This is a genomic window from Streptomyces sp. NPDC059787, from assembly GCF_042732315.1.
GTDB classification, from domain to species: Bacteria; Actinomycetota; Actinomycetes; order Streptomycetales; family Streptomycetaceae; genus Streptomyces; species Streptomyces atrovirens.
Map to the genome: position 1 here is coordinate 1 of NZ_JBHWHX010000010.1, position 21,435 is coordinate 21,435.

The 21,435-nt window shown below is 70.7% G+C and carries 19 protein-coding genes and 2 tRNA genes; 14 read left to right on the plus strand and 7 right to left on the minus strand.

All coding sequences use genetic code 11. The annotated features are described in order from the left end of the window. Window positions 1-62 precede the first annotated feature (62 nt). The gene (locus ACFV5H_RS11635) at window positions 63-269 is read left to right on the plus strand and encodes a hypothetical protein (protein WP_385058097.1); all 207 of its coding nucleotides are present in this window, start codon (window positions 63-65) and stop codon (window positions 267-269) included. Window positions 270-300: 31 nt separating this feature from the next. On the opposite strand, the gene ACFV5H_RS11640 is transcribed toward ACFV5H_RS11635, so the two are convergent. Further along, entirely contained in the window at window positions 301-1,668 is a 1,368-nt protein-coding gene (locus ACFV5H_RS11640) for an ABC1 kinase family protein (protein WP_385194281.1), read from the minus strand. Further along, window positions 1,661-2,887, minus strand: a complete 1,227-nt coding sequence (locus tag ACFV5H_RS11645) for a TOMM precursor leader peptide-binding protein (protein WP_385194283.1) — start codon at window positions 2,885-2,887, stop codon at window positions 1,661-1,663. The genes ACFV5H_RS11640 and ACFV5H_RS11645 overlap by 8 nt, the downstream gene beginning before the upstream one ends. A 216-nt stretch (window positions 2,888-3,103) precedes the next feature. Between ACFV5H_RS11645 and ACFV5H_RS11650 the strand changes: the two genes are divergently transcribed. The 4 genes from ACFV5H_RS11650 (at window position 3,104) to ACFV5H_RS11665 (ending at window position 7,012) form a co-directional block, all read left to right on the plus strand. After that, entirely contained in the window at window positions 3,104-3,700 is a 597-nt protein-coding gene (locus ACFV5H_RS11650) for a M48 family metallopeptidase (protein WP_385194286.1), read from the plus strand. A gap of 136 nt (window positions 3,701-3,836) precedes the next feature. Then, window positions 3,837-5,546, plus strand: coding sequence for a TerD family protein (locus ACFV5H_RS11655; RefSeq protein ID WP_385194289.1), 1,710 nt, complete (start codon window positions 3,837-3,839; stop codon window positions 5,544-5,546). Window positions 5,547-5,558: 12 nt separating this feature from the next. Then, the gene (locus ACFV5H_RS11660; protein ID WP_085572876.1) at window positions 5,559-6,239 is read left to right on the plus strand and encodes an AIM24 family protein; all 681 of its coding nucleotides are present in this window, start codon (window positions 5,559-5,561) and stop codon (window positions 6,237-6,239) included. 17 nt (window positions 6,240-6,256) lie between these two features. After that, the gene (locus ACFV5H_RS11665) at window positions 6,257-7,012 is read left to right on the plus strand and encodes an AIM24 family protein (RefSeq protein WP_385194292.1); all 756 of its coding nucleotides are present in this window, start codon (window positions 6,257-6,259) and stop codon (window positions 7,010-7,012) included. 49 nt (window positions 7,013-7,061) lie between these two features. Here the strand turns inward: ACFV5H_RS11665 and ACFV5H_RS11670 are convergent, their stop codons facing one another. After that, window positions 7,062-7,583, minus strand: a complete 522-nt coding sequence (locus tag ACFV5H_RS11670) for an NUDIX hydrolase (RefSeq protein ID WP_385194295.1) — start codon at window positions 7,581-7,583, stop codon at window positions 7,062-7,064. After that, a complete protein-coding gene (locus tag ACFV5H_RS11675) occupies window positions 7,580-9,019 on the minus strand; it encodes a zinc-dependent metalloprotease (RefSeq protein WP_385194298.1) in 1,440 nt (479 codons plus the stop codon). The genes ACFV5H_RS11670 and ACFV5H_RS11675 overlap by 4 nt, the downstream gene beginning before the upstream one ends. 192 nt (window positions 9,020-9,211) lie before the next feature. Between ACFV5H_RS11675 and ACFV5H_RS11680 the strand changes: the two genes are divergently transcribed. The 4 genes from ACFV5H_RS11680 to ACFV5H_RS11695 all read left to right on the plus strand — a co-directional run bounded on the left by ACFV5H_RS11680 (window position 9,212) and on the right by ACFV5H_RS11695 (window position 12,493). Then, window positions 9,212-10,324: an SDR family oxidoreductase gene (locus ACFV5H_RS11680; RefSeq protein WP_385194301.1), complete on the plus strand. Its 1,113-nt coding sequence runs from the start codon at window positions 9,212-9,214 to the stop codon at window positions 10,322-10,324. Window positions 10,325-10,433: 109 nt separating this feature from the next. Next, the gene (locus ACFV5H_RS11685) at window positions 10,434-10,892 is read left to right on the plus strand and encodes a molybdenum cofactor biosynthesis protein MoaE (protein ID WP_385058110.1); all 459 of its coding nucleotides are present in this window, start codon (window positions 10,434-10,436) and stop codon (window positions 10,890-10,892) included. 241 nt (window positions 10,893-11,133) lie between these two features. Beyond that, on the plus strand, window positions 11,134-11,298 hold the full coding sequence (locus ACFV5H_RS11690) for a hypothetical protein (protein ID WP_359981495.1): 165 nt from the start codon (window positions 11,134-11,136) through the stop codon (window positions 11,296-11,298). Window positions 11,299-11,398: 100 nt separating this feature from the next. After that, entirely contained in the window at window positions 11,399-12,493 is a 1,095-nt protein-coding gene (locus ACFV5H_RS11695; RefSeq protein ID WP_385058112.1) for a PDZ domain-containing protein, read from the plus strand. 9 nt (window positions 12,494-12,502) lie between these two features. On the opposite strand, the gene ACFV5H_RS11700 is transcribed toward ACFV5H_RS11695, so the two are convergent. Beyond that, the gene (locus ACFV5H_RS11700) at window positions 12,503-13,045 is read right to left on the minus strand and encodes a PPA1309 family protein (protein WP_385058113.1); all 543 of its coding nucleotides are present in this window, start codon (window positions 13,043-13,045) and stop codon (window positions 12,503-12,505) included. A 164-nt stretch (window positions 13,046-13,209) separates the two neighbouring features. On the opposite strand from ACFV5H_RS11700, the gene ACFV5H_RS11705 reads away from it, so the two are divergent. The 4 genes from ACFV5H_RS11705 to ACFV5H_RS11720 all read left to right on the plus strand — a co-directional run bounded on the left by ACFV5H_RS11705 (window position 13,210) and on the right by ACFV5H_RS11720 (window position 18,728). Beyond that, a complete protein-coding gene (locus ACFV5H_RS11705; RefSeq protein ID WP_385058117.1) occupies window positions 13,210-16,149 on the plus strand; it encodes a UPF0182 family protein in 2,940 nt (979 codons plus the stop codon). A gap of 55 nt (window positions 16,150-16,204) precedes the next feature. Next, a tRNA-Met gene (locus ACFV5H_RS11710) sits at window positions 16,205-16,278 on the plus strand. Window positions 16,279-16,501: 223 nt separating this feature from the next. Continuing rightward, the gene (locus ACFV5H_RS11715; RefSeq protein ID WP_385058115.1) at window positions 16,502-18,319 is read left to right on the plus strand and encodes a tetratricopeptide repeat protein; all 1,818 of its coding nucleotides are present in this window, start codon (window positions 16,502-16,504) and stop codon (window positions 18,317-18,319) included. A 335-nt stretch (window positions 18,320-18,654) separates the two neighbouring features. Continuing rightward, window positions 18,655-18,728: transfer RNA gene (locus ACFV5H_RS11720), tRNA-Met, on the plus strand. Window positions 18,729-18,829: 101 nt separating this feature from the next. Here ACFV5H_RS11720 and ACFV5H_RS11725 read toward each other — a convergent pair. Beyond that, window positions 18,830-19,246, minus strand: coding sequence for a Fur family transcriptional regulator (locus tag ACFV5H_RS11725; RefSeq protein WP_073932377.1), 417 nt, complete (start codon window positions 19,244-19,246; stop codon window positions 18,830-18,832). Between the two features lie 144 nt (window positions 19,247-19,390). Between ACFV5H_RS11725 and ACFV5H_RS11730 the strand changes: the two genes are divergently transcribed. Next, window positions 19,391-20,842, plus strand: coding sequence for a catalase (locus tag ACFV5H_RS11730; protein WP_385051830.1), 1,452 nt, complete (start codon window positions 19,391-19,393; stop codon window positions 20,840-20,842). A gap of 71 nt (window positions 20,843-20,913) precedes the next feature. Here ACFV5H_RS11730 and ACFV5H_RS11735 read toward each other — a convergent pair whose 3' ends face one another. Beyond that, the gene (locus ACFV5H_RS11735; protein WP_385051833.1) at window positions 20,914-21,315 is read right to left on the minus strand and encodes a cyclic nucleotide-binding/CBS domain-containing protein; all 402 of its coding nucleotides are present in this window, start codon (window positions 21,313-21,315) and stop codon (window positions 20,914-20,916) included. Window positions 21,316-21,435 lie beyond the last annotated feature (120 nt).

Genomic DNA, 21,435 nt, shown 5'->3' on the forward strand with positions numbered 1-21,435 from the left:
GGACCGGCCCCCGCGGTGCGTTGTACGAGGCGGGCCGTCGGGAACGGCGTTATCGTCGCCGGGTGACGAGTCATCCCGGTGACAGCGACGACGGCTCCGCGGCGGAGCCGGAGCCGCTGGTGTGCGCCCGCTGCGGCATCCGCGCCGAGGGGCCGCGGCCGACCTGGACCTTCTCCGTGGAGAACGGCGCCCGCCGCCACTACTGCGAGGCGTGCTCCCGCGACAACCTGCGGGCGATCGAGGGCCGCCTGGACTCGCAGTGGTGGTAGCGGCCGGCGCGCGGAGCGCCCGCCGCGTCCGTCATGCCCGGGCGGCCGGTTCCTCCGCCGCCGGTTCCTCCGGGACGAAACCCGGCAGCCACTCCTCCAGTTCCTCCCGCAACCGCACCGTCGCGCCCAGCTGACAGAGCACGCCGATCGTGCTCAGGGTCACCCGGTGGATCAACAGGTAGGCCGGAGGAAGGTTGAGCTGCTTGGCCAGCTGGGAGGCGGGAGAGCGGGGGTCGGCTATCCGGGCCGCCTGGCTCCGCATCCAGCCGCGGGTGAAGGTGAACTCGTCGGCCGCGGCCGGCTCGATGATCGGCAGAAGGTAGTCGAGGACGGTGTCGGGGTCCAGCTCGATCGACTCCTTGACGAAGCCCTCGGCGCAGAGCATCTCGTAGACGGCCTCCGCCTCTCCGTCCAGCGTCATCCGCAGGGCCTCGCCGATGGGCTCGGGCAGCCCGCCCGGGAGCCGGTCGACGGTGCCGAAGTCCAGCACGCCCAGGCGCCAGTCGTCCTCGCCCAGCGGCCCGCCGGGCAGCAGGCGGAAGTTTCCGGGATGCGGGTCGGCGTGCAGCAGACCGGTGCGGGCGGGACCGGAGAACAGGAAGCGGGCCAGGAGCTGACCGGCCCGGTCGCGCTGTGCCTCCGTGCCGTCCGAGATGATCTCCGACAGCGGTATGCCGTCCATCCACTCGGTGATCAGCACCTGCTCGCACTGGTGGACCACATCCGGCACGACGACGTCGGGGTCGTCCGTGAACTCCTCGGCGTGGGCCCGCTGGGCCTGGGCCTCGAGGCCGTAGTCCAGCTCTTCGGAGACCCGGTCCTTGAGCTCCGTGATCAGCGGCTTGACGTCCATGCCGGGGATGAGCGGACCCAGCAGACGGGCGAAGCGGCTCAGCTGGTTCAGATCGGACAGCAGGGCCTCGCCGGCGCCCGGGTACTGCACCTTGACCGCCACCTCGCGGCCGTCGTGCCACACCGCCCGGTGCACCTGGCCGATCGAGGCCGCGGCGGACGGCTTGTCCTCGAACTCCAGGAACAGCTCCTGCCAGCCTTCGCCCAGCCGCTCCGCCAGCACCGAGTGGACGGTACGGGTGGGCATCGGCGGGGCTGCCTCCTGCAGCTTGGTCAGCGCGGCCCGGTAGGGACCGGCGACCTCCTCCGGCAGGGCCGACTCGAAGACAGACAGGGCCTGGCCGAACTTCATCGCGCCGCCCTTGAGCTCGCCGAGCACCTTGAAGAGCTGCTCGGCGGTGCGCTGCTGGAGCTCGCGGCCGACAAGCTCCGCGGACTCGCCCACGATCCGCTTGCCGAGTCCCCAGGTAGCCCGCCCGGCGAAGCCGAGCGGGAGTGCGGCCAGTTTGGCGGTCCGGGTGACCGCTTTCCGGGGAAGATCAGACATGCGCCCTCCAAGTCCCTGCCGGCCGCTTCGCGTCCGCCTTGCGGCGCCACTCCTCCGACGGCCCGTGCACGGCCATTGTCTCGTGCGACCCCCCGTCCCCGGGGGTGTGTTCTCCCTTACCTTTTTCCGGACCTTTGCGTACGGCTCCGCACGGACAGGCCGGGTGCGGCCGGACCGGACGCGCATGCCAGCGCAGAGCGGGGAGGGAGACCTCCCAGCGTGCGCCGGCGCTGGACGGAACCCGGCCGTCCAGGAAGGCGAGCGCGTGGGAGGCCGCCAGCCCGGCCACCGTCGTGGCCAGCGTCAGGTCGCAGGCGCCCACCCGGCGCTGCCGCCCGGAGCGCCACTGGGCGGCCAGACGCGACCAGGCCGGGTCCCGGTCGGTGCGGCCCTGCTGGAGACAGCCCGCACAGCTTGTCTCGCCGGGCAGGACCAGCGGACCGACCACACCGGTCCCTTCCACCACACCGGCGTAGAGATGGGGTGTGCCCGAGGACACGAGGGTTTCGGCGGCCGCCGGATCGGGCGCGTGCACGGCGACGTCGTCCCGTGGGGCGAGGACTACCAGGCCGAAACCGGGGTCGCCCCCTTCGAGAGGAGACCGGGCGGTCCGGCGCGGCGGGCGGTCCGGGGCGGCCCGGCGCACCGCCCGGCGGGCCGCCTCGTCCCTGCGGTCGCCGACGGCCTCGGCGGGCAGCCCGCCGGGCGCGACGTCCCATGGCTCGACCTGCCCGACGTCGCGCACGTCGACCTCGCCCACTCCGGCCCCCGACAGCAGCGCCGCGAGGGCGGCGCCCACCCGGCCCGCGCCTCTCACCTGCACCCGCGTACTGCGGCGCGCCGCCAGCCGGCGCAGCGGATCGCCCGGTTCGGAGGTGGTCAGGGCGAGGGACGCCAGGTCCGGACGGAGCCGGTCGAGGACCTCCGGTTTCTCCCGCAGGGTCTCGGCGGCCGGCCCGCCGCCCCGCGAGTCGTCCAGCAGCCCGGCCCGCGACAGCCGGCGTACCAGCCGGTCGACATGACCCTCGGGCAGATCCATGCGCCGTGCCTCCTCCCGCAGGAGCTCCAGCCCCCGGGTGCCGTTGAGCAGGTCGAGGAAGCTGCCCGTGGCCGTGTCCACCGGGCCCAGCGTCAACGCGTGTGCCGGCGTCATCCCGAACTGCACGGTGTTGAGATCGCGCCATCCGCGCCGCAGCGCGGGCTTGACCATCGGATGCATGATAGACCCCCGTATGTCCCGGATCATCCCCGTTGGGCGGTCGAGTCCTTCACGGCTCGTCCGACGCATGCCAGCATGCCGGGACGGGCCGAAGGCCGCCGAAAGTTGTCCACAGGCGGCGGGATTCATCGTACAAATCCGGCGCCCGGTGGGGGGATCGCCGTGGAACCGTCCCGGAGCCAAGACTTCCCCGTGTGCAGCGGGTACCGTCGGGGCGTGCCCGCCGACCCACTGCACCGCGCCGGAAAGTCACAGCGCAGCACGACGAGCCAGCCGACGAACGGCTCACGGGCGAGCGCGATCGAGGTCCGCAGGAGCACCCGCCGCCGCAGAACGGTCTCCGCGTACCGCGAGGGCGATCGCACCGTCGTGCTCATCCCCGCCCGGATGTCCGAGGCGGAGGAGCAGCGCTGGGTGACCGTCATGCTCGACAAGCTGGCCGCACAGGAGAGCAGGCGGACACTCGGGGACGCGGAGCTGACCGAGCGCGCCCGGCGGCTGTCCGAGCAGTACTTCGGCGGGCGGGCCCGGCCCGACTCGGTGCGCTGGGTCACCAACCAGAACACGCGCTGGGGCTCGTGCACCCCGTCCGAGGGAAGCATCCGGCTGTCGCACCGGCTGCAGGGCATGCCCGAGTACGTCGTCGACTACGTCCTCTGCCATGAGCTTGCGCATCTGCTGGTGCCCGGGCACGGTCCGCGTTTCTGGCGGCTGCTGGAGGCGTATCCGAAGACCGAGCGGGCCCGTGGCTACCTCGAAGGGGTGGTCGCGGCCGAGCGGCTGCCGCATGTACCGGGTGCGCGCGATGTGTGAGCACCGCCCGAGGTGAGCGCACCGTAGGCCTGTGCGCGCGTTGTGTACCGGGTCTGTACCGACTTCATCCGGTGTCGGAGTTTGCCGTTAGCCTGGCGCGACGCACTCACATTCGGGATGGGGGACGGTCGTACGTATGGCCAGGGAATTCCAACGCGGCCACAAGGCCAGGATCAGTGACCTCACGGCGGGGACGGATCTGTACGTAGGCGTGCAGATCTCCGGCCCGGGGCTGACCTTCGACATCAGCTGCTTCGGCCTCGACGCCGACGAACGGCTCTCCGACGACCGTTACTTCATCTTCTACAACCAGCCGAAGTCCCCCGAGGAGTCCGTTCAGCTCCTGGGCGCCCAGGCGGGCGACACCGAGTCGTTCCGCGTGACGCTGGACCGGATCCCGCAGCAGATCAGAAAGCTGTCCTTCACGGCGACCCTCGACGGCGCCGGGCAGATGTCGCAGGTCGGTCCCGGGTACATCCGTATCGTCGCGGGCGGCGAGGAAGTGGCCCGGTACCCGTTCAGCGGCTCGGAGTTCTCCACCGAGCGGGCCGTGATGCTGGGTGACTTCTACTTCAAGGACGTCTGGCGGTTCGCCGCCGTCGGACAGGGCTTCGACGGCGGGCTCGACGCGCTGCTGCGGAACTTCGGCGGCGAGGTGGCCGAGGACGAGCCGGCCGCCCCCCAGCAGCAGCCGGGGACCGACGGAGCCGCGCCCGGTTTCGCCCCGCCCGCCCAGGCCGCCGCGCCGCCCGCGTTCGGCGTCCCCGGCGGCGCCGCGCCCGCCCCCGTCCCGGCCCCCGCGCCTGCTCCGGCCCCCGCGCCCCAGCCCGCCGCACAGGGCTTCGCGCCGCCGCCGGCCCCCGCGCCCTCCGCACCGCCGGTGCACACCGCGCCGACCATCGTCGCCCCCCTGCACACCCCGTCCGGCGGCTCCCCGGTGCCGCCCCCGGCCCCGGCGCCGGCACCCTACGGCCAGCCGGGCCAGCCGCCGCCGTACGGCCAGCCCGCCCCGCCGCCCCAGGGCTACGGACAGCCGCAGGCACCGCAGGCCCCCGCCCCGCCGCCCGGCTACGGACAGCCCACGCCCCCTCCGGGCTACGGCCAGCAGCCCCCGCCCGGACCACCGCCGGGTCAGCAGGCCCCGTACGGGGCTCCCCAGGCCGCTCCCCAGGGCGCACCGCAGAGCCCCGGCGTGCTCGGCGCGCTCCAGCAGTTCAAGGAGACGCCCACCGGCCAGCGCTGGACGCAGCAGAACAAGAAGCTCGTCCGCGCGGACCTCGGCATCGGCGGGCAGCCCGTGCTCGCCCGGCAGGGCAGCATGGTGCTCTACCAGGGCAAGGTCGACTTCAGCTACAAGGGCGCCGGCTTCTCCGGCCGCATCGTCGGCAACGCCACCGGCCAGGAGATGCAGCTGATGCGCTGCACCGGCCAGGGACAGGTGTTCTTCGCCGAGAACTCCACGATGCTGCACCCGATCGAGCTCCAGGGCGACGCCGTCTGCGTCTCCGCCGAGAACGTCCTCGCCTTCGACGAGAGCCTGCAGTACGAGGTCCGCCGCATCGAGGGGCACGGCATCCCCGGCGGCGCGCTGTTCACGATGCAGTTCCAGGGGACCGGCACCATCGTCGTCAAGACCCACGGCACGCCCGTGGTGCTGCCGGTCACGCCCACCACGTTCGCCGACTGCAACGCCGTGGTCGCCTGGTCGGCCGCCTCCCAGGTGGTCGTCTCCAGCCAGGTGCGGATGCGCCGCAACTCCTACCCAGGCGACACCGGGGAGAGCGTGAACCTCCAGTTCAGGGGCGCTCCCGGCAACTTCATCGTCGTCCAGCCGTACGAGATCTAAAGGGAGCCCGTCATGAACCAGCCACTCGCGGGCTACGCCCCCGCCCCCGTCACCGCCCGCATGGAGAACCACGGCAACCACATGGCGAAGATCGCCATGCAGACCGGGAACGACCTCCTCGCGCGTGTCGGGTCGATGGTCGCCTACGAAGGGTTCGTCCAGTACGAGCCCAACCCGCCCGCCGTGCGCCAGATCGCCAAGGACTGGCTCACCGGCGAGGGCGCGCCGCTGATGAAGTGCTCCGGCGACGGCCTGCTCTACCTCGCCGACTACGGCGCCAACGTCGTCGTGATCAACCTCAACGGCGACGGCATCTCCGTCAACGCCACCAACCTGCTCGCCTTCGACGCCCATCTCACCTGGGGCGTGGAGCGGGTCAAGGGCCTGGCGAAGTTCGCCGGACAGGGCCTGTGGAACACCAGGATCTCCGGGCAGGGCTGGGTCGCGCTGACCTCGCGCGGCAAACCGATCGTCGTGGACTGCGGTGGCGGCGACGACGAGACGTACGTCGACCCGGACGCCCTCGTCGCCTGGTCCCCGAACCTCAAGGTGAAGGGCAAGCGCAGCTTCCGGGCCCAGTCGCTGATCGGCCGCGGCAGCGGAGAGGCCTACCAGATGGCCTTCTCCGGTCAGGGCATCGTCGTCGTCCAGCCCAGTGAGGACAGCACCGACCGTCTCCGGGTCCGGGGCTGAGGGGGAGCAACCACACCATGCAGAGCCCGCTTTTCGCCTTCAACGACCAGCAGACCCAGGAGCGCTGGAGCCTGCAGAACCAGCAGATGCTCCGCGTCGCCCTGGAGGGCCACGACGACATCCTCGCCCGCAAGGGCACCATGGTCGCCTACCAGGGACTCGTCGAGTTCGACGCCGAGTTCCAGAGCAACAGCGCGTCACGCGCGCGTGCGCAGACCGGTGAGGGACTCGATCTGATGCGCTGCCACGGGCAGGGCACGGTCTACCTCGCCAACCTCGCCCAGCGCATCCACGTCATGGAGGTGGACCACGACGGGCTGACGGTCGACAGCAGCTATGTGCTCGCGATGGACTCCTCGCTGCACCACGAGGTGATCGCCGTCGACAGCCTGTACGGCATCTCCGGCTCCGGGAAGTACCAGCTCAACATCACCGGCAACGGCAGGGTCGCCCTGATGACCTCGGGCATGCCGCTGCTGATGCAGGTGACGCCGGACAAGTACGTCAACTGCGACGCCGACGCGATCGTCGCCTGGTCCACGTCCCTGCGCGTGCAGATGCAGGCCCAGACCCACTCCTCCGGGGTGTGGCGGCGCCGTGGCAGCACCGGTGAGGGCTGGGAGCTCAGCTTCATGGGCAGCGGCTTCGCGCTCGTCCAGCCCAGCGAACTGCTGCCGCCGCAGAACGCCCAGATCGGCTCGGGCATCGCCGCCCAGTACGGCGTGGGACAGCAGGGGGTCCGCGGCCAGAACCAGGGCAACGCCTGGAGCTGAACGCACCGGTAAGGGGCGGCCGCAAAGGCGGCCGCCCCTTACCCCTGTGTCAGACGCCCAGTCTCGTCCGGGTCGCTTCCACCAAACGGGTGACCGAGGTGTCGGCCACGTCCGCCACCTCGTCGTACGGGAACCAGCGCAGGTCGAGGGATTCGTCGCTGATCGCCTCGACGGCTCCGGACGGAGCCAGCGCCGCGTACTGGACGTCCAGATGCCAGGCACACGGTGTGTGATGACGGTCCAGACGCACGGGGCCACCGGGGACCAGGGTCAGTCCCGCGATGCCGGACTCCTCCGTCGCCTCCCGCAGGGCCGCCGCCGCGAGCGAGACGTCACCCGGCTCGCAGTGCCCGCCCATCTGGAGCCACATCCGCAGCTTCCGGTGCAGGGTCAGCAGCACCCGGCCCCGCTCGGGATCGATCACCAGGCCGCTCGCCGTAATGTGACCGTCCGCACAGGCCTTCCACATGCCGTCCGGATGCACCGCGAGATGGTCCAGATAGGTCTGGCGCAGTCCGGGCTGGTCCTCGTACCCCTTGAGCACGAGGACCGCGTCGTCGTGGAGGCTCACTCGGCGTCGTCGCCCTTGTTCTTGCCCTCGTCCTCGTCCTTCTTCTTGAGGTCGGGCTTCCCGCCGGCGGCCTCGCCGAGCATCTTGTCCAGCTCGGAGAAGTCGATCTGCTCGCGGTGCACGAAACCGTCCGGATCGTCCAGGTCGGTCGCCGTCGGCAGCATGTCCGGGTGCGCCCACAGGGCGTCCCGGCCGTCGACCCCGCGCGCGTCGGTGAGCGAGGCCCACAGGCGCGAGGCGTCGCGCAGCCGGCGCGGGCGCAGCTCCAGACCGATCAGCGTGGCGAACGTCTGCTCCGCCGGGCCACCCGAGGCGCGGCGGCGGCGCAGCGTCTCGCGCAGCGCGTCGGCCGACGACAGCCGCGGCTTGGCCGCGGCGTGCACCACGGCGTCCACCCAGCCTTCGACGAGGGCCAGAGCCGTCTCCAGACGGGCCAGGGCGGCCTTCTGCTCCGGCGTGTCCTCCGGCTGGAACATGCCCTGCTGGAGGGCCTCCTGCAGCTGCTCGGGGTTCTGCGGGTCGAACTGGCCGACGACGTCCTCGAGCTTGCCGGTGTCGACCTTGATCCCGCGCGCATAGCCGTCCACGGCACCGAACAGGTGCGAGCGCAGCCACGGGACGTGCGCGAACAGGCGCTGGTGGGCGGCCTCGCGCAGGGCGAGATACAGCCGCACCTCCTCCTGGGGGACGCCCAGGTCCTTGCCGAACGTCTCGATGTTCAGCGGCAGCAGCGCGGCCCGGCCGGCCGGGCCCAGCGGCAGGCCGATGTCGGACGAGCCGACGACCTCACCGGCGAGCACGCCGACGGCCTGCCCGATCTGCGTGCCGAACATGGCGCCGCCCATGGAGCGCATCATGCCGATCAGCGGGCCGGCCATGGCCTGCATCTCCTCCGGCAGCACATCGCCCATCGCGTTCCCGACGCGCTCGGCCACCGGGTCGACCAGCTCCCGCCACGCCGGAAGGGTGGCCTCCACCCACTCCGCGCGGCTCCAGGCCACGGCGGAGTTGGCGCCCGACGGCAGGGAGGTCGCGTCGTCCAGCCACAGGTCGGCCAGACGGACCGCCTCCTCCACGGCCCTGCGGTCGGCGGGCCCGACGCTCGCGTCCTTCGAGCCCTCCGCGGTGCCCTGCGAGACGGTCTGCCGGGCGATCTGCTTGGCCATGTCCCAGTTCACCGGCCCGCCCTCGTAGGAGAGCATCTGGCCGAGCTGCTGGAACGCCGCGCCCAGGTCGGTGGGGTTCAGTGACCCGAACATCGCGGCGAACGGATTGTCCGCGCCAGGGCCGCCAAAGCCTCCGGCTCCGGGCATGCCGAAGCCGAACGGGTTGGCCGGGCCCTGACCACCACCGCTCTGCGGGTCCTTCTTCTTGCCCTCGTCGCCGTCGTCCGGCTCCTCCGGCGGAAGGCCGAATCCGAATGGGGTGTCACTCACGGGTTTCCTCGGCTGGTAGGGCCACCGGTTCTTTCCGGCGGCACGGCTGCCCGACAACACCACCCAGCGTAGACACCTGAAGCGGTTCGGGCCTCGGTGCTTCGCCGACAGAAGGCCTGCGGCAGGATGGATGCCACCTGGTACGTACGCGTCGCTTGCGCCCGTACTGAAGACAACCGCTGGAGACGCCCGGTGAGTTCCCCAGATCCACAGGTTCGCGCAGCGCGAAACAAGTCAACCGGTCCCGCGGCGCGCGGCCCCGTCGTCGCGGTCACCGGTGCCGCGTCCGGCATCGGCGCGCTGCTCACCGCGCGGCTCGCCGCCTCGGAGGAGATCAAGCAGGTCATCGCCATCGACGAGCGGCGCGGTGAGTGCGCCGAGGCGCGCTGGCACATCCTGGACGTACGGGACCCGGCCATCGCGGACAAGCTGCGCGGGGCCGACGCGGTGGTCCATCTCGCGCTCGACCTCGATCTGGAGACCGATGCCGCAGCCCGGACGGCCTACAACGTGCGGGGCACGCAGACGGTGCTGACGGCCGCCGCGGCCGCCGGGGTGCACCGCGTGGTGCTGTGCACGTCGACGATGGTCTACGGGGCGCTGCCGGACAACGAGCTGCCGCTGTCCGAGGACGCGGAGCTGCGGGCCACGGCGGAGGCCACGGGGGTCGGTGACCTCCTGGAGATCGAGCGGCTCGCGCGCCGGGCGCCCAGGGCGCACCCGGGGCTCAATGTCACGGTCGTGCGCCCCGCTGTGCTGGTGGGAGGCACCGACACCGCGCTGACCAGGTACTTCGAGTCGCCCAGGCTGCTCGTGGTGGCCGGGTCGCGGCCCGCGTGGCAGTTCTGCCACGTCCAGGATCTGTGCAGCGCCCTGGAGTACGCCGTCCTGGAGAAGGTCGACGGTGAGCTGGCCGTCGGCTGCGACGGGTGGCTGGAGCAGGAGGAGGTCGAGGAGCTCAGCGGGATCCGGCGGATGGAGCTGCCGTCGGCGGTCGCGCTCGGCGCGGCGGCCCGGCTGCACCGGATCGGGCTCACCCCGTCACCGGCCGGGGACCTGGCCTACACGATGTACCCCTGGGTGGTGAGCGGGAGCCGGCTGCACGACGCCGGGTGGCGGCCCGCGCACACCAACGAGGAGGTGCTCGCGGAGCTGCTGGAGGAGGTGTCCGGCAGGCACACGGTCGCCGGCCGGCGACTGGGGCGCAAGGACGCGACGGCGGCGGGCGCCGCGGGAGCGACGGTGGCCCTGCTGGGCGCGGCCGCGGTGGTACGGCGGGCACGCAAGGCCCGGCGCCGGATCTGACGCGCCTGCTGCAGGAAGCCGGCTCCTGCGGAAGCTCCGAACGGGCACGCGCGCGTGCCGGGTGATGACACTGTTCCGCGTTGTCGCCGGGGTGGGGCACGATGGAGACATGGCATCCACGCACGATCACCCGGGTGAGCAGGCCGCACAGGACCCGATCAAGCTGATCTCGATCCGCGACACGCCGCTGTCCGTGGACGAGGTCCTCCACGCGGTCGGGGACGACGCGGCCGGCGGGACGGCGCTGTTCGTCGGGACCGTGCGCAACCACGACGAGGGCGCCGACGTCGACGAGCTCGGCTATTCGTGCCACCCCAGCGCCGAGGACGAGATGCGGCGGATCGCCGAGAAGGTCGCCGCCGAGTACCCCGTCCGGGCGCTGGCCGCCGTGCACCGGGTGGGGGACCTCCGGGTCGGGGACCTCGCCGTGGTCGTCGGCGTGTCGTGCCCGCACCGGGGGGAGGCCTTCGATGCCTGCCGGAAGCTGATCGACGACCTCAAGCACGAGGTGCCCATCTGGAAGCACCAGCGGTTCTCGGACGGGACCGAGGAATGGGTCGGCGCGTAGCGCCGTCGTTGAGGGGTGGGGGTCGGGCGACGGGACCGAGGAATGGGTCGGCGCGTAGCGCCGTCGTTGAGGGGTGGGGGTCGGGCGACGGGAGGGCGGGTGGGCGCTTGCTGAGGCGCCCATGACAGGCCCCCGGACCTCCGGTTGCGTAACCCCACCCCTGGCGTGAGCGTTGTCACTGCGGATGGTTAATCTGCTGATCAGTCAGTGTTGCGGACACTCATGGGGTTGGGAGGTCGGCATGGCGGCGCTCGCCTGGTTGCTGATTCCGCTGGTGGCCGCGATCGGAGCGGGACTGTGGGGCAGTTGGGCCAATCGCACCCGCAAGGTGCGGAGCGACGGCCCCGAACTCATCGGTTACGCCCGGTTCCGCGAGGCCATGGAAAGGCCGCGCTCGGGTAGCTGAAGGTCAAAGAGCAGCAGGTCACGGCGTACGAAGCGAGCAGGGCCGCCCGTCCGGGCGGCCCTGACGGTGCGCTGACAGGCCTGTCCCGTACTGTCGAGGCATGCCACGCCGCACCGCGACGATGCTCGCCTCCACCCTGATGCTGATCGCGCTCCTGTGCGCGGGAGTGTTCATCCCCGTGCCCTACTCGGAGATGTCCCCGGGGCCGACGGTGAACACGCTGGGCGAGCACGACGGTGAGCCGGTGCTGCAGATCTCCGGGCGCAAGACCTATCCGACGGACGGTCACCTCAACATGACCACGGTGCGGGTCACCAGCGCCGACTACCGGATGAACCTCGTCGAGGCCGTCTACGGATGGCTCGCGCACGACAACAAGGTCGTCCCGCACGAGACCCTCTACCCCGACGGCAAGACGGAGGAGGAGTCCACCCAGGAGAACGCCGAGGAGTTCAGCCAGTCCCAGGAGAGCGCCAAGGTCGCGGCCCTGAAGGAGCTCGACGTTTCGGTGAAGTCCTGGGTGATCGTCTCCACGGTGGTCAAGGGGTCCCCGTCCGAGGGCAAGCTGCACGCGGGCGACGTGATCAAGAGCGTCGACGGCGAGGCGGTGAAGGAGCCGACCGACGTCGCCGAGCGGGTGACCGAGCACAAGCCGGGTGAGGACGTCGTCTTCACCATCGTGCCCGCCAAGGAGCAGGCCGCCGCCGAGAAGGAGAACCGGACGGCGACGAAGACCGAGAAGGTGACGATCACCACCACGGCCTCCGAGGACGGCGGCGAGAAGCGCGCCGTCGTCGGGATCTCCGCCGGGACCGACCACACCTTCCCGTTCAGCATCGACATCAAGCTCGCCGACGTCGGCGGGCCGAGCGCGGGCCTGATGTTCGCGCTCGGCATCTACGACAAGCTCACGCCGGGCAGCCTGACCGGCGGCGAGTTCGTCGCCGGCACCGGCACCATCGACGACGACGGCAAGGTGGGGCCGATCGGCGGGATCGAGATGAAGACGGTCGGCGCGCGCAACAAGGGCGCCGAGTACTTCCTCACACCCGCCGACAACTGCGCGTCCGCCGCCAGGGACACCCCCGAGGGCCTCACCCTGGTGAAGGTCGACACCATCGACGACGCCCTGGGCGCCCTGGGGGACATCCGCTCCGGCGACACCGCGGACCTGCCGAAGTGCACGGCCTCCTGACCGGCCCCGCTACTCCTCGAACGTCGCCGTCAGCGCCTGGGCCAGGCCCGGCACCAGCTCGGAGCCGGTGAGGACCTCCGTGGCGGAGTCCTTCTCACGCAGTCGCAGGGCCGACTCGCGGGTCCCGTCGCGCAGCACCGCGACCGTCATCCGGACCTCCTGACGCTCCGGGTGCCTCGCCACCCACTTCGTCAGCGCGGCCTCGTCCAGGTCCTTGGGAACCTGGGCCTCGGCCGACGGCGGCAGCATCAGCCGCTCCACGGTCAGGGCACAGCCGGTCACCGCGTCGGGCCAGGCGATGGTGCCCAGGAACTCGTCGAGCGGCTTGCCCGTTGGAATCTCGTCCTGCTCGATCGGGGTGAGAGCGGTTGTCTCCTGTTCGTCGCCCAGACCGAGCCGGTCCGCGAGCGAGGGCTGTTCGGCCCGCAGCCGGGCGGTGTCGACGAGGGCGAACAGGCGGGCGGGCTGGTCCCAGCCGAGGCCGGAGACGTACTCGTCGATCTCGAGCACGGCCCGGGTGAGCGGGTTGGCCGCCATGGGTGTGTTGGACATGGTCACAATCCTCTCTCGTTCCTGGCCGGAATCGGGAACCGAGTAAAGCGTGAGTAAGTTGCATAGGTGTGGGCCTGCGATCACGGGGGACCACACACGGTCCGTGAAGACGCGGGCCTGACGAATCAACAGCGAACTTCGAGGTGCCTACCTTGGCTTTCCAGATGCCGGACCGCGGCGGAGGCCCGACGGGGCCACGGATCAGAGTGGGCCGCCCGTCCCGGCGGGTTCGGACCCTGCTCATGACACTGGGCGTCCTGGCCGTCCTCGGCATGGTGTTCACCATGTTCGCGGGCTTCTGGACCGACTGGCTGTGGTATCGCTCGGTCAACTACTCGTCGGTGTTCACGACGACCCTGTGGACCAAGATCGGGCTGTTCTTCGTCTTCGGTCTGCTGATGGCCCTCGCGGTCGGCTTCAACATCTGGCTGGCACACCGCATGCGGCCGCCGCTGAGCGCCATGTCGATGGAGCAGCAGAACCTCGACCGGTACCGGATGGGCATCGCCCCGTACAAGAAGTGGCTGCTGCTCGGCATCACCGCGCTGGTGGGCCTGATCGCCGGCGCCTCGGCGTCGAGCCAGTGGCGGACCTGGCTGATGTGGGTCAACGGCGTGTCCTTCGGCCAGAAGGACCCGCAGTTCAAGCTCGACGTCTCCTTCTACGCCTTCGACCTGCCCTGGTACCGGTTCCTGCTCGGCTTCGGCTTCGCCGCCACGATCCTGGCGCTGATCGCCGCCGCGCTCACCCACTACCTGTACGGCGGGCTGCGCATCACCAGCCCGGGCGCGCGCGCCACGGCCGCGGCCACCGGACACCTGTCGGTGCTCCTCGGTGTCTTCGTCGCCCTGAAGGCGGTCGCCTACTGGCTCGACCGGTACGGACTGGCGGTGAAGTCCAGCGACTTCAAGGCCACCGACAGCTGGACGGGCCTCAGGTACGTCGACGCCAACGCCTATCTGCCGGCCAAGACGATCCTGTTCTGCATCGCCGTGATCTGCGCGCTGCTGTTCTTCGCCACCCTGTGGCGGCGCACCTGGCAGCTGCCCGTGATCGGCTTCGGCCTGATGGTGTTGTCGGCGATCCTCATCGGCGGCCTGTACCCGGCGATCGTGCAGAAGTTCCAGGTCCAGCCGAACGAGCAGGCCAAGGAAGCGCCGTACGTCGAGAAGAACCTCAAGGCCACGCGTGAGGCCTACGGCATCGACGACTCCAAGGTCACCGACTACCCGGGCACGAGCCAGACCGAGGACAAGACCCAGCTGCGGGACGACGTCACCGACACGGCGAGCATCCGGATCATGGACCCGAACATCGTCTCGCCGACGTTCCAGCAGCTCCAGCAGATCAGGAACTACTACGCGTTCCCGACCAACCTGGACGTCGACCGGTATCCCATCGGCGGCAAGGAGCAGGACACGGTCATCGGTCTGCGCGAGCTGAACCTGGACGGCATCCCCAAGCGGAACTGGATCAACGACCACTTCCGCTACACCCACGGATACGGTGTCGTCGCGGCCGAGGGCACCAGCGTGGACTCCGGTGGCCGTCCGAACTTCATCGAGTCCGACCTGCCGTCCCAGGGTGAACTCCCGGAGTACGAGCAGCGCGTCTACTACGGCGAGCGCACCACCACGTACTCGATCGTCGGCGGTCCCCAGAAGGAGATCGACTACTCCGACGACAGCGGTGAGAAGACGTACAGCTACAAGGACGACAGCGGGGTCAACCTCGAGAACCCGATCAACCGGGCCGCCTACGCGGTCGCGTTCAGCGAGCCGCAGATCCTGTACTCCGGGGCGATCGGCGAGGGATCGCGGATCCTGTACAACCGCACGCCCAAGGAGCGCGTCGAGGCGATCGCCCCGTGGCTGACCATCGACGGCGACGCCTACCCGGCGGTCGTGGACGGCCGTATCCAGTGGATCGTCGACGCCTACACCACCACCAACGGCTATCCGTACGCGTCGCGGACGACCCTCGGCGACACCACGGCCGACTCGCTGACCGCCACCAACGACCAGCGCGCGGTGGTGGCCCAGCAGAACCAGGTCAACTACATCCGCAACTCGGTGAAGGCGACCGTCGACGCGTACAGCGGCGAGGTCAAGCTCTACCAGTGGGACACCCAGGACCCCGTCCTGAAGACCTGGATGAAGGCCTTCCCGGACACGGTGCAGCCGAAGACCGAGATCTCCAGCGCGCTGATGGCTCATCTGCGGTACCCGCAGGACCTGTTCAAGGTGCAGCGCGAACTGCTGACCCGCTACCACGTGAAGGACGCCACCACGTTCCTCTCGGGCAGCGAGGTGTGGGAAGTACCGGACGACCCGACCAACAAGACGGGCGACGCGGTGCCTCCGTACTACCTGAGCATGAGGATGCCCGACCAGCAGGAGCAGACCTTCTCGCTCACCACGACGTTCACACCGAACGGTCGTGACAACCTCAGTGCCTTCATGGCGGTGAACGCCGATCCTGGCACCGAGGACTACGGCAAGATCAGAGTGCTGAAACTGCCGACCAGCACCACGGTCTCCGGACCCAAACAGGTCCAGAGCCAGTTCAACTCCGAACAGGACATCGCCGAGTCGATCAGGCTGCTGAGAGGCGGCGACTCCGAGGTCGAGTACGGCAACCTGCTGACCGTCCCGCTCGACGGAGGACTGCTCTATGTGGAGCCGGTCTACGTACGCGGTGGTGGACTGAAGTACCCGCTGCTGCGGAAGGTGCTGGTGACCTACGGAGGCCAGACCGCCTTCGAGGACACCCTCGACGAGGCTCTCGCCAAGGTCTTCGGAGGTGAGGGCACGACCACCGAGCCACCACCGGGTGAGGACGAGGGGACCGGCGAGGAGGAGGGCACGACGCCACCGCCGACGTCCGACAACCCCACGGTCCAGGAGGCGCTGAACGACGCCCAGAAGGCCTTCGAGGCCGGCCAGGAAGCCCTGAAGAAGAACGACTGGGAGGCCTACGGCAAGGCGCAGAAGGACCTGGAGGACGCGCTGCGCAGGGCCGAGGAGGCCCAGTCGGCCGAAGGGGGCGGTGGCGCCGGCGGCGGGGACAGCAGTCCCAGTCCCGACCCGAGTCCGAGCAGTTAGCGAGCAGGCTGGTCAAACGCCCGTCCCGCGCCGTGCTACGGTTGCAACGCAACGGCGCGGGGTGGAGCAGCTCGGTAGCTCGCTGGGCTCATAACCCAGAGGTCGCAGGTTCAAATCCTGTCCCCGCTACTCACGTCGCGAAGTCGGCGACATCAAAGGCCCGGATTCCTTGAGGAATCCGGGCCTTTGCGATGGGCGAACGCATGTGCCTGGGCGGGTGACGGCCGTGCCGCCGACGGGAGTTGGCCGATCTGTGTTTGACTTGTCTCTCTGTGGGCATGTCGACAAAACGCTGTAGTGACCTCAATGGCTGCGGTATACCAGGTGTACCCAGGTTGCAGGTGGTGCGACGATGGATGTTATGGGGGACAAGGCAACTCTGTTCGGGACAGGGCGTTTTGTGAAGTCCTCCTCTCAGGAGGAACCCCGGGACGAGACGGGGGAGGCCGCCGACGAGGCGGCCGAGGAGCTGCGTCAGCGGCTCGCCGCCGAGGCCGGCGACGTCGAGGCGATGAGCGTCCTCGGCGCCATGCTGCTGCGCCGCGGTGATCTCGACGGGGCCGAACCCCATCTGCGTGCCGCCACCACCGCGGGCGACCGTGCCGCCGCCAACAACCTGGGTGTCCTGCTGCACCAGCGGGGCTACGCCGACGAGGCCGCCGGCTGGTGGCGGATCGCCGCCGTGGCCGGCTCCACCGCGGCGGCCCACGCGCTCGGCCGTCACCACCGGGAGCGCGGGGACGAACCCGCCGCCGAGTACTGGCTGCGCCAGTCCGCGGAGCAGGGCCACACCCTCGGCGCGTACGCCCTCGCCGACCTGCTGGAACACCGCGGGGACACGGCCCGGGCCGAGCGCTGGATGCGGGCCGCCGCCGAGCGTGGGCACCGGGAAGGGGCGTACCGGCTGGCCCGCGCGCTGGACCGCAGGGCCGCGCGGGAGAGCGACGACGACGCTGCCGCGCTGGTGCGGGAGGCCGAGCAGTGGTACCGGCAGGCCGCCGCGCGGGGACACCGCCGGGCCGCGCTGCACCTCGGGGCGATCCTGGAGCGGCGCGGCGATCTCAAGGAGGCCGGCCGCTGGTACCTGACCTCCGCCAAGGACGGCGAGACCCGGGCCGCCTGCGCGCTCGGCTTCCTGCTGCGCGACGCCGGGGACACCGAGAACGCCGCCGTGTGGTGGCTGCGGGCCGCGCAGGACGGCGACGGAAACGCCGCGAACGCGCTGGGCGCGCTGCACGCGGAGCGGGGCGAGACCCAGACCGCCGAGCGCTGGTACCGGGCCGCGATGGACGCCGGTGACATCAACGGCGCGTACAACCTCGGGCTGCTCTGCGCCGACCAGGGCCGGACCGCCCCTGCCGAGCAGTGGTACCGCAGGGCCGCGTACGCCGGTCACCGCGAGGCGGCGAACGCGCTGGCGATCCTGCTGCTGCGGGCCGGGGACGAGACCGGTGCGGAGCCGTGGTTCTCCAAGGCTGCGGAGACCGGCAGCGTGGACGCCGCCTTCAACCTCGGCATCCTGCACGCGGGCCGGGGCGAGGAGCGGTCCGCGCTGCGCTGGTACGAGCGGGCGGCGGCCGCCGGGCACATGGAGGCGGCGCTCCAGGTCGGGATGGCGCGGCTGCGGGAGGGCGAGGAGGGCGAGGCGGAGCGGTTCCTGCGGTGTGCGGCGGGCGGGGGGAGCGCGGAGGCGGCGTACCGGCTGGCGACGGTGCTGGATGCCCGTAGGCCGCCGGAGCCGGCGCACGAGCTGGGGGAGCCGGTGAACCGGCGCAGTGAGTGCGAGGAGTGGTACGAGCGGGCGGCCTCGCAGGGGCATCGGCGGGCGCAGGTGCGGGTCGGGATGCTCGCGGCGGCGCGGGGGGATGTCGTCGAGGCGGCGCGGTGGTACCGGGAGGCGGCGGAGGCCGGGTCGCGGAACGGGGCGTTCAATCTGGGGTTGCTGCTGGCTCGTGAGGGGAGCGAGCCGGAGGCGGTCGTGTGGTGGACCCGGGCGGCCGATGCGGGGCACGGGCGGGCGGCGCTGCGGCTTGCGCTGGTCTGTGCACGGCGGGGGGAGCTCGCGGAGGGGCAGCGGTGGGCGGAGCGGGCGGCTGCGCTGGGGCCTCCGGCGGTTACGGAGCGGGCGGCGCGGCTGCGGGACGCGTTGCGCGAGGAGCTGTCCGCGTGAGGCAGTGCTGGACCGAGCGGGGGTGGGTTCCGCGGCCCGGCGTTTGCGGGGTGCCGCTGCGCCCACCCGTGCCGCCCCAGCGGCACGATTGCCGGCAGTTGCGCGCGGTGGGGTGGTGGCCGTCTCAGCGGCACGATTGCCGGCAGTTGCGCGCGGTGGGGTGGTGGCCGTCTCAGCGGCACGATTGCCGGCAGTTGCGCGCGGTGGGGTGGGGGCCGTCTCAGCGGCACGACTGCCCGCAGCTGCGCGCGGTGGGGTGGTGCGGCTGTCCGTTGTGGCGTGCGGGAACGGATTTGCTTCTGTCGGATGTCTTGACGTAGTGTTTCATTCATCGACGCGGGGTGGAGCAGCTCGGTAGCTCGCTGGGCTCATAACCCAGAGGTCGCAGGTTCAAATCCTGTCCCCGCTACTGAAGGCCGAGGGCCGGAATCCGACAGGGTTCCGGCCCTCGGCTTTTAGCCCCGGCATCCATCGGATGCCGGGGCTTTCGTTCAAGCGTGTGTGTGCCGCCTACGCCGCCGCGCAGTTCGGGCAGACTCCGCGGTACGTCACCTCGACGTCGGAGACCGTGAAGCCGAAGCGCTCCGTGTCGGGGAGGTCGGCCAGCGGGTTGCCGGTCGGGTGGACGTCGCGGATCGCGCCGCACTGCGCGCACACCAGGTGGTGGTGCGGGCGGTGCGCGTTGGGGTCGTACCGCTTGGCCCGCTTGTCCGTGGCCACCTCCAGCACCTCACCGAGCGAGACCAGCTCGCCCAGGGTGTTGTAGACGGTCGCCCGGGAGATCTCGGGCAGCTTGGCGACAGCCCTGGAGTGCACCTCGTCGGCCGTCAGGTGGACGTGTTCGCCGTCGAGGACCTCGGCCACGACACGGCGCTGCGCGGTCATCCGCCATCCACGTCCACGGAGCCGTTCCAAAAGGTCACTCATAGGCACCAGCCTAACAGCAGGGGGACAGGAATCCCGAACGGGTGTGACTTTGGAGCCTCACTTGACTTAGACATTGTCCATTGTAGGATCGGGATCGGATTTGGCCAAGGCACAGGTTGGTCAGTGATGACGCAGGAGGCGCACGTGACGCAGGGACCGCTTACTACGGAGGCCGGTGCTCCGGTTGCCGACAACCAGAACAGCGAGACCGCGGGCGTCGGTGGCCCGGTCCTCGTGCAGGACCAGCTCCTCCTGGAGAAGCTGGCCCACTTCAACCGTGAGCGCATCCCGGAGCGTGTGGTGCACGCCCGCGGCGCCGGCGCCTACGGCACCTTCACGGTGACCGCCGACGTCACGCAGTACACGCGGGCCGCGTTCCTCTCCGAGGTCGGCAAGGAGACGGAGACCTTCCTCCGCTTCTCGACGGTGGCCGGCAACCTGGGCGCCGCGGACGCCGTGCGCGACCCGCGCGGTTTCGCGCTGAAGTTCTACACCGAGGAGGGCAACTACGACCTCGTCGGCAACAACACCCCGGTGTTCTTCATCCGGGACGCGATCAAGTTCCCCGACTTCATCCACACCCAGAAGCGCGACCCGTACACCGGCTCGCAGGAGGCGGACAACGTCTTCGACTTCTGGGGTCTGTCGCCCGAGTCCACGCACCAGGTGACCTGGCTGTTCGGTGACCGCGGCATCCCGGCGTCGTACCGCCACATGGACGGCTTCGGCTCGCACACCTACCAGTGGAACAACGAGGCCGGCGAGGCCTTCTGGGTGAAGTACCACTTCAAGACGGACCAGGGCATCAAGAACCTGACCGCCGAGGAGGCCGAGATCCTCGCGGGCAAGGACCCCGACTCCCACCAGCGGGACCTGCGCGAGGCCATCGAGCGCGGCGAGTTCCCGTCCTGGACCGTCTACGTCCAGGTGATGCCGGTGGCCGAGGCGGCCACGTACCGCTTCAACCCGTTCGACCTGACCAAGGTCTGGCCGCACGCGGACTACCCGCTGATCGAGTTCGGCAAGCTGGAGCTCAACCGCAACCCGCAGAACATCTTCGCCGAGGTCGAGCAGTCCATCTTCAGCCCCGCCCACTTCGTGCCGGGCATCGGTCCCTCCCCGGACAAGATGCTCCAGGGCCGCCTCTTCGGGTACGGCGACGCCCACCGCTACCGCGTCGGCATCAACGCCGACCACCTGCCGGTGAACCGCCCGCACGCCACCGAGGCGCGCACCAACTCCCGTGACGGCTACCTGTACGACGGCCGCCACGGGGGCGCGAAGAACTACGAGCCGAACAGCTTCGGCGGCCCGGCCCAGACGGGCCGTTCGCCGTGGCAGCCCATCGCGGTCACCGGTGTCACCGGCGAGACGGTCACGCCCGTCCACGCCGAGGACAACGACTTCGTCCAGGCGGGCAACCTGTACCGGCTGATGACGGAGGAGGAGAAGGAGCGCCTGGTGAACAACCTGGCGAACGCCATCTCCGGGGTCACGCGCGACGACATCGCCGAGCGCGCGATCAACAACTTCCGTCAGGCGGACGAGGACTTCGGCAAGCGGCTGGAGGCCGCGGTCCAGGCCCTGCGCGGCTGATTCCAGCGCTGGACCGCTTGTCGGAACCCGGGCCGGACCCCCTCGCGGGGTCCGGCCCGTTCCGCATGTCACTACGCCGGTACCCGCTGGGCCGGCTGCCGCTGAGGTGCCCAGCAGCGGATGATGTCGCGGACCGAGACGATGCCGGCCGGCCCGCCCCGGTCGAGGACGATCAGATGGCGGAAACCGCCGTGGGCCATGGCGGTGGCGGCCTCCTCCAGGGTCCAGGACGGGGCGGCGAACACGACGTCGGTGGTGGTGTGGGCGTGGGCGCGCTCGCTGTCGGGGTCCTGGCCGAGCCCGACGGAGTTGAGGACGTCCCGTTCGGTGAGGATGCCGATGCCGGTGCCGTCGGGATCGAGGACCACGGCCGCGCCCACCCGGCGGGCGGACATCAGGGCGGCGGCCTGGCGCAGGGTGTGGGCGGGGCCGATGGTGAGGACCACGGTGCTCATGGCGTCACGGACGAGCATGGATGGAGCCACCTCCTACCGGAAAACGCGAGGTCGCGGGCGTAGGAGCCCGTTCGTTCGCGATTTCACAAGTTCACAAGTGGGGGAGCTCTCAGAGTGACAGGCAAAGCGGGGGTCAAC